Annotated in this window: 4 protein-coding genes and 1 pseudogene; 3 read left to right on the top strand and 2 right to left on the bottom strand. The window is 71.7% G+C overall.

Annotated elements, in window-relative coordinates; all coding sequences use genetic code 11:
* Nucleotides 1–285 (top strand): annotated as a pseudogene (locus tag AB0J09_RS57840) (hypothetical protein); the annotation flags it as partial.
* On the opposite strand, the gene AB0J09_RS57845 reads toward AB0J09_RS57840, so the two are convergent.
* Complete coding sequence (locus tag AB0J09_RS57845) at nucleotides 278–736, bottom strand: pyridoxamine 5'-phosphate oxidase family protein (RefSeq protein ID WP_360711559.1); 459 nt, start codon at nucleotides 734–736, stop codon at nucleotides 278–280. The pseudogene AB0J09_RS57840 and the gene AB0J09_RS57845 sit on opposite strands and share 8 nt — an antisense overlap.
* Nucleotides 737–929: 193 nt before the next feature.
* Between AB0J09_RS57845 and AB0J09_RS57850 the strand changes: the two genes are divergently transcribed.
* A complete protein-coding gene (locus AB0J09_RS57850) occupies nucleotides 930–1,529 on the top strand; it encodes a DUF4142 domain-containing protein (protein WP_360711562.1) in 600 nt (199 codons plus the stop codon).
* Here the strand turns inward: AB0J09_RS57850 and AB0J09_RS57855 are convergent.
* Entirely contained in the window at nucleotides 1,520–3,220 is a 1,701-nt protein-coding gene (locus AB0J09_RS57855) for an exo-alpha-sialidase (protein ID WP_360711565.1), read from the bottom strand. The two genes, AB0J09_RS57850 and AB0J09_RS57855, sit on opposite strands and share 10 nt — an antisense overlap.
* A gap of 260 nt (nucleotides 3,221–3,480) precedes the next feature.
* Between AB0J09_RS57855 and AB0J09_RS57860 the strand changes: the two genes are divergently transcribed.
* Nucleotides 3,481–4,225 (top strand): hypothetical protein (locus tag AB0J09_RS57860; protein ID WP_360711568.1); only part of this gene is annotated, 745 nt, incomplete at its 3' end.

Genomic DNA, 4,225 nt, shown 5'->3' on the forward strand with positions numbered 1-4,225 from the left:
ATCGGCCTCGTCGACGGCGACGGCATCGCGCTGCTCGCCGCCGAGGGCTCGCAGGTGGCGCGCGGCCTGGGGCCCACCGGCCCCGGACTGTCGGCCCAGGGCTACGGGCCCGGCGGCGCCGAGCTGGCGGCCGAGCTGGCCGGGCACCTGCGGGCATGGGACGAGGCCGGCCGCCCGCACATGGGCAACCTCCGCGTGGCGGCGTACCCGGACCCCGCCCGGGCGGTGGGCGGCGGGATGGTCATCCGCAAGCAGCACACCACCCTGGTGCTGAGCTTCAGCTGAAGATCCACTTCCTGTCGCGGATGAGGTCGCGGCCCTTGAGCTCGTTCGCCTCGCGCCAGGCCTGCAGGCGCACCGGCGTGATGCGGAAATAGTGGTACGGGCCGGTCTCCTCGCGCGGGTCGAAGCCGGCCTTCGTGGCGAACGCGTCGCCGATCTCCGCCGGGATCTCCGCCGCCGGAGTGGCCTCCGCCGTGCCCTCGACGAGGACGACATCGCGCACCAGGCCCACGCCCAGGCGCACCCTGCCGGTGGCCAGCAGGTTGCGGGCGGTCGGGCTGGCGCTCGCGGTGGCGACCAGCAGCGTCGCGCCGTCCCAGAGGAACGACAGCGGCACCAGGTACGGGACCCCGCTCTCGTCCGCCGTGGCCACCCAGGCGTCCACGTCGTGTTCGAGCCGGTCCAGGGTGTCCTGCTTGCGCTGTTCGGGGGTGCGAGGGGCGGGGCGGGTCATTCGGGGCTCCAGTCACATCGGTCTCATCGTGCTCGTCATATTGTCGACGGCCCCCGAGCAAGGCACGAGCAAGGAATGTGACCGAGCCCTGCCGGACGCCTGACGCGCCCGAATATCCGGAATGCCGAGGCGCCGCGAGGGCGGCGATTACCCTCTGTAAAGGAGACGTATCGCTATGTCATAGGAAAAACTCATGCGCACTTTGTTGCTGGCCGCGCTGACCGTCGCCGCCCTCGGGGGGTGCGCCGGCGTGCCGACGGACACCGCGGGCCTGGCGCCGCGTACCGACGCGCAGCCGTCGGAACAGGACAGGGCCTGGATGCGGGGCATCCACGAGATGAACCTGGCCGACATGCAGTTGGGGCAGCTGGGGGTGAGCAAGGGCAGCACGCCGCAGATCAGAACGATCGGCAAGGCGATCGTCGCGGACCACACCAAGCTCGACACCAAGGTCACGAAGGCGGCCACGCAGCTCGGGATCAAGCTCCCCGCGTCCCCGACCGCCGATCAGCGCGCCGACATCGTCCGGCTGCAGGAAGCGACACGCAAGGGCTTCGACCAGGAGTTCCTCGCCATCATGACCAATGCGCACACGCAGGCGCTGGCCACCACGCAGGCGGAGGTGGCCCACGGGTCGTCGCCCGCGGTGGTGGCGCTGGCCAAGGTGGCCGTGCCGTCGTTGCAGAAGCACCTGTCCGCGCTCCAGCAGGCCCAGGGGGCCAGTCCGGCGCCGCAACCGTCCCCAGGGTCGGAGACGCCCCAGTCGCCGATGACGCCCACCGGTCACGAGTAGAGCTCGATCTCGTTGAGCATGCTGCACGTCCGGCCGATCTCCGGGTCGCAGCGGGAGGTCGGGTCGGTGACGATCTTGATGTGGCGGCCCGTGGCGGCGATCTCCGAGTAGTGGAGGGCGTAGTCGGTCCTGCCGGTGATCGTGACGACCGGCTCGCCCCATGAGCGGCCGTCCTCGGAGACGTACACGCGGGCGCCGGCCGCGTGGCCGGGGCGCAGGCTGAGGCCGATGCGGGTGAGTGAGTACTGCCGGTCCAGGTGCAGCACGTACCGGCCGCGGCCGGCGGCGACGGCGCTCGACCAGTAGCCGGTGCTGCCGTCGAAGGCCGCGCTGGGGCGCGACCTCGGCCGGCCGGTCCAGCGCATGGTGGTCTCGATCCCGAGCGTCCCGCGCCGGCGCATGGCGGCCAGGTCCAGCAGGCCCGGCGCGGGGCCGGCGACCGTGAACAGCCGGCGCTTGATCGCGTACCAGCCGCCGTTCTCGAAGCGCCCGTGGGCTGGGCAGGTCGTCTCGTTCAGCAGCCCGTCGGGACGCACTCCGGGGAGCTTGCAGTTGTCGAACACCTGGATCAGCTTGTGCGCGCCCAGCGCCGCTATCCCGGTGTAGCCGGACGAGCCGTGCGTGTCCCAGATGCCGTCGCGGTTGTGGTACGTCACCTGCGGCCAGAGCCATTCGTCGCCGAGTCCGTCGGGGGAGACGGCCAGCCAGTTGTCCGGGCGCCCGGCGCTGAGGACCAGGACGCCGCCGGGGGTGAGCAGCAGCCGCGGGGCCACGCCGCGCACCACGCAGTCGCTCGGACCCGCTGGGCCCGAGAAGCGCAGCTCGCTGACCGGCGACCAGGTGCGGCCGCCGTCGGTGGAGCGGCTCTGGTGCAGCGTGGAGTACGGGCCGCCGTCGCGGCGCAGCACCGCCAGCAGGCTCCCGTCCATCGTCTGCTCGACGGCCGCCTCGTTGTAGACGAACCCCTCCGAAGGTCGCGCGATGACACCGCGCCGCTGGAACGTGCGCGCGCCGTCGCGGCTGGCGTACACCTCGGCCTGGTACGTCCCCGTGTCGCTGTAACGGGCGTACACCGTGATCAGTATCGTGCCGTCGGCGAGCTGGATCGGCACCCCGTGCGCGGCCCCGCCGGGCATCAGGTCGCCGGGGGTGGACAGCGTCGGCTCCGAGCGTTCCCAGCTTTCCTGGTCGTCCGGCGACCTCGAGGTGAGCACGCCCAGCCGGGTCGTGTGCGGGCCGGTCCGCCGCAGGTAGTACTCCGTGGCGAAGTAGCGGCCGTCGAGCAGTTCGATGGGCGCCTCGCGCAGCGGCGTCCGGCTCGCCGGGCCGAACGTGAGCCCGCCGTCGTAGGAGACCGCCGCCGCGTTGGTGAGGGTGACGATCTCGTCCACGTTCGTGGTGAAGGTGCTGAGCACCTTCTGGCGAGGAGCGCCGTCGTGCCCCACGACGTCGAGAGCCGACACGTTGGGGAAGCCCGCGAAGTCGAGCCGCTCGGACTCCGTCGGCTCCCGGTTGGCGGGCGGCGGAAGGGGATGAATCCAGCCGAGTGAGGAAGTAGTGGCGATCGGGTTAGCCTCGCTCGCGACGGGCTGATCCGGTAGCCGGCAGTAACCGGTCTCCGCCTGCGCCACGCCCGAGCACGTGGGCGCCGCCACGGCCACCGACAGGGCCACGACCATGGATCTTGCCATCGGCACCGTCCCGTTCCTCCCCCGAATCACCGCGCTAACGGAACCGTACGGACTCTAGATGATCCACGCTCCGTAACACGGCATTCACCAGCGGGAAGTCGCCGGTTCACCGGGCGGGGCCCGCGCCCTCCCAACGATCCATACCGTCTTCGTTAAGTGACAGTTGACAGAAATCCGCCCCGTGACGACTATCGGGACGGCACTATTAAGTGTCAATTTACGTAGGCCGCAGAAGGCCACGGGTCAGGAGGTGGCCCCAGATGAGCATCGAGCCGAGGGCGAGAGTGGCCCCAGAGCGAGTGCTACCAGGCCCGGTGCCCCTGGCGCCGGAGACAGCCGCCCAGCAGCGGGTGGTCCACCGGATCTGCGCCAGGGTGGCGCCCGGCGGCATGGACGTCGGCGTCGACGAGGTGCCCCCGGGCGGCCTGCAGGTGTGGATCGACACCCCGGTGCCGGTGGGCCGGCAGGAGTCCTGGGTGCTCTACCACCGCATGGCCCGCGAGGTGGCCCTGGTCGGCTGGCACTGCGAGGCCGACGCGGACCGCCTGCTGGTCCTCGGATGGAGCGCCGCCTGCCTGCACAACCGCGTACGCCTGCTCCAGAGCGGGCTGCGCCGGCTGACCGACTTCGAAGCGACCGCACAGCGGGCCGTGCAGCTCGACGGTCAGCGCCCGGGCCAGCCCCCCGCGCAGGTCGTGGCGGCCGTGTGCGCCTCGATCGAGCGGCGGCTGCGCTGGCCGGAGCGGCTGGCCGAGCTCGAAGGGTTCGAGCGCAGCTCGGGCCTGGCGCACCTGCAACTGCTCCTCGCCCAGGTCCTCGGCCTGGAGTCGAAGGTCGCGGCCGCCTGCGAGGAGCACCTCGTCATGGCGCGGGTGCTGGCCAGAGCCGTGTGCGAGCAGTACGCCCGGCACTCCGACCTGTCCCGCGCGCAGCGGGACGTGCTGGCAGAGTCGCGCCGATGGGTGCATGCCAGCTCCATGATCCGCGGCTCGGCCGGCGCCCGGC

This window comes from Nonomuraea sp. NPDC049784 (assembly GCF_040659615.1).
Lineage (GTDB): Bacteria > Actinomycetota > Actinomycetes > Streptosporangiales > Streptosporangiaceae > Nonomuraea.